Raw genomic sequence first — 3,075 nt, forward strand, 5'->3', positions numbered from 1 at the left:
CCTCGAGGGTGTAGCGCACGGCGGTGGCGGTCATCCGGCGCCGGGCGGCGCACTCGGCGGGGGCTCACGGAGTCGCTGGCACTGGCGGCGCCGGTTGCCCCTTCAGTCCCGTCGGCCGATCCGTCCCCGGACGTGTCCTGCTCCTGGGCCCACTGGCGCAGGGCCTGGGCGCCCGCCGCGGGGTCGATACGTCGTCTAGCAGCCATGACGCGAAGCCTATCTGCGACCAGCGCCGGGGCCGAGCGTGAGAGCTCATCAGGAGCCGACAACCACCTTTGGGAGCCGGACCAGGAGCGTTCCGGCCCTGGCTGGCCCTGACCTGCCCTAGCCGGCTCTGACTTGCCCTGACTGGCCCTGCCAGCCTTGCCGGCCCCGACGACGCAATGCAGGGCGGCCGGCCTCGCGCATCGGGAACTGCGTTTTCCATCCAGGACGTACTTCTCCCGCAAACGACTGAGGTCTGACCGTCGCCTTCTGCGGGAGAACGCAGTTCTCGATCGAAAAGTACGTCCCCGATCAGGGTCAGCACAGCACGACGGCGCCTCCCCTGCCGGTTCCTGCCCGGAGCAGGCCGGTGCAGCCCCTCCACGCGCCGGCCGCGTTCCTCCACAACGACGAGGACGGCCCGCCCAGATGGCGGGCCGTCCTCGTGACAGCGGTCGGTAACTGGATCAGGCGGCAGCAGCGGCGGGCTGCGCCTCGGCGGCGTCCTTACCGTCCTTGTTGCGCCCCAGGCCCTTGAGGAGGATGACCAGCGCGGTGCTGACCGCCGTCCCGACCAGGATCGCCAGGAGGAAGCCGCCGAAGTTGGTGATGGCGAAGGCGACGAACACACCGCCGTGGGGGGCGCGCGAGCCGACGTGCATGGCCATGGTCATCGCGCCGGTGACCGCACCGCCGGCCATGGTGGCCGGGATGACGCGCAGCGGGTCGGCGGCGGCGAAGGGGATGGCGCCCTCGGAGATGAAGGACAGCCCCAGCAGCCAGGCGCTGCGCCCGTTCTCGATCTCGGCCTTGGTGAACAGCCGCGAGCGCAGGAAGGTCGCGGCGGACATCGCCAGCGGCGGCACCATGCCGGTGGCCATGACGGTGGCCATGATCTCGTAGGGGGCGGTGTTGGTGGCGCTGGCGGCGGACAGGCCCGCGGTGCCGAACAGGTAGGCGGCCTTGTTGACCGGCCCGCCCAGGTCGAAGCACATCATGAGCCCGAGGATGATGCCGAGCAGCACGGCCGAGCCGCCCTCGGACATGGAGGTCAGTCCGTTCTGAAGCGCGGTCATGAGGGAGGCCAGGGGCAGTCCGAGAACCATGTACATGAGGGCGCCGACCACCAGCGTGGTGCCCAGCGGGATGATGACCACGGGCATGAGCCCTCGCAGCCAGGACGGCACATTGAGCCCTGCGAGCCAGGCGGCGAAGTAGCCCGCGAGGATACCGCCGACCAGGCCGCCGATGAACCCGGCGCCGACCTCGACCGCCACGACGCCCATGACGAATCCGGGCGCGATACCGGGCCGGCCGGCCAGGCCGAAGGAGATGTAGCCGGCCAGCGCCGGGACGAGGAAGGTCATGGCCGCCTTCCCCAGCAGGAACAGTGACCACCCGATGTACAGCAGCAGCCCGGACTGGGAGACGGAGATCGTCTCGGTGGCGACGACGTCACCCGCCGAGTTCTTGATCTCGTGGACGAACTCGCTGCCGGGAAGGTTCCACAGGGAGTAGTCGCTGATGGAGATCTTCTCGTAGAGGTTGGCGACGTCGTACCCGGCCAGGAGGAAGCCCAGGGCGATGAGCAGACCGCCGGCGGCCACGAAGGGGATCATGTAGGACACGCCGGTCATGACGGAGCGCTGGAGGCGCCGCGCCCAGTGCTCGGAGCCCTCCTCGCTCTCCTCGCTGGACTCGCTGCCGGCGGGCACGCGGGCGGCGCTCGGGTCGTCGGCCGCGGCCAGCGCCTTGTCCACCAGGGAGCCTGCATCGTTGACGGCGGCCTTGACGCCGACGTCGATGACGGGCTTTCCGGCGAAGCGCTCGCGTCCCTTGACGGGCAGGTCGTGGGCGAAGATGACGGCGGTGGCCCGCTCGATGAGGTCGGGATCGAGGGCGTCGATCTTGCCCGAGCCCTGGCCTTCGATGGCCACGGTGATGCCGCGGTCCTTGCCCGCCTGCTCCAGGGCCTCGGCGGCCATGAAGGTGTGGGCGATACCGGTGGGGCAGGAGGAGACGCCCACGATGACGGTCTCGCCCGCCGCGGGGACCGACGACGCCGCGGGCGCCGCCGCGGTCTTGGAGTCCTCGGCCGACTCCGCCGCCCCGGCCTGGCTCTCCTCAGCATCTCCCCCGTCGTCGAGCAGCTCGGGCTGGACCTGTCCGGTGACGATCCGGGCGATCTCCTCGGCGTCGGCGGCCTGGCGCAGCGCGTCGGTGAAGTCGGACTGCATGAGGCCACGGGCGAGCTTGGCCAGGAGCTGGAGGTGGAAGTCGTCGGCGCCGTCGGGGGCCGCGATCATGAAGATGAGGTCGGCGTCCCGGCCGTCGGCAGCCCCGAAGTCGACCGGCTGCGCCAGGCGGGCGAAGCCGAGGCTGGGGGCCAGGACGTGGGAGCTGCGGCAGTGCGGAATCGCGATGCCCCCGGGGATCCCGGTGGGGGCGGTCGACTCACGCTTCTTGGCGTCGGCGGCCAGGCCGTCGGGGCTGGAGGCCCTCCCGGCCCCGGCCACGGTGGCGGCCAGGAACTCGATGACGTCTTCCTTGCCCGGGCCGGCGTCGGCGTCGAGCGCGACCAGCTCGGGGATGATCAGTGGGGTGTTCTCGGTCATGGTCTTCCTTGGTGTCCGAGGTGCTGCCGTCCGGTGGGCGGCGGTTGCGTGTCAGGGGTGCTTGAGGCGGTCAGGGGCGGTTCGGCGGGTGGTTGTCGTGCAGCGGACGGGTAGGAGGTTGTGGGTAGGTCGGGCTGGTCGGAGGCGGTCGGTTCGATCGGTGTCGGCGACCGCCGGCGACCGCCGGTGACAGCCGGAAACAGTCGGCTGAGGACGGCGGCCCGGGCGTTCCCGTCGGCACCGCCGCTGCCGGCTC

General features: G+C 71.2%; 1 protein-coding gene and 1 pseudogene. Both read right to left on the reverse strand.

Going from position 1 to position 3,075, the window contains the following annotated elements; translation table 11 throughout:
- Positions 1 to 206 (reverse strand): annotated as a pseudogene (locus HMPREF0975_RS16360) (hypothetical protein); the annotation flags it as partial.
- Positions 207 to 671: 465 nt separating this feature from the next.
- Positions 672 to 2,819, reverse strand: a complete 2,148-nt coding sequence (locus HMPREF0975_RS13455) for a PTS fructose transporter subunit IIABC (RefSeq protein ID WP_009234758.1) — start codon at positions 2,817 to 2,819, stop codon at positions 672 to 674.
- Positions 2,820 to 3,075: the final 256 nt, after the last annotated feature.

Source organism: Actinomyces sp. oral taxon 849 str. F0330 (assembly GCF_000239715.1).
Classification (GTDB): domain Bacteria; phylum Actinomycetota; class Actinomycetes; order Actinomycetales; family Actinomycetaceae; genus Actinomyces; species Actinomyces johnsonii.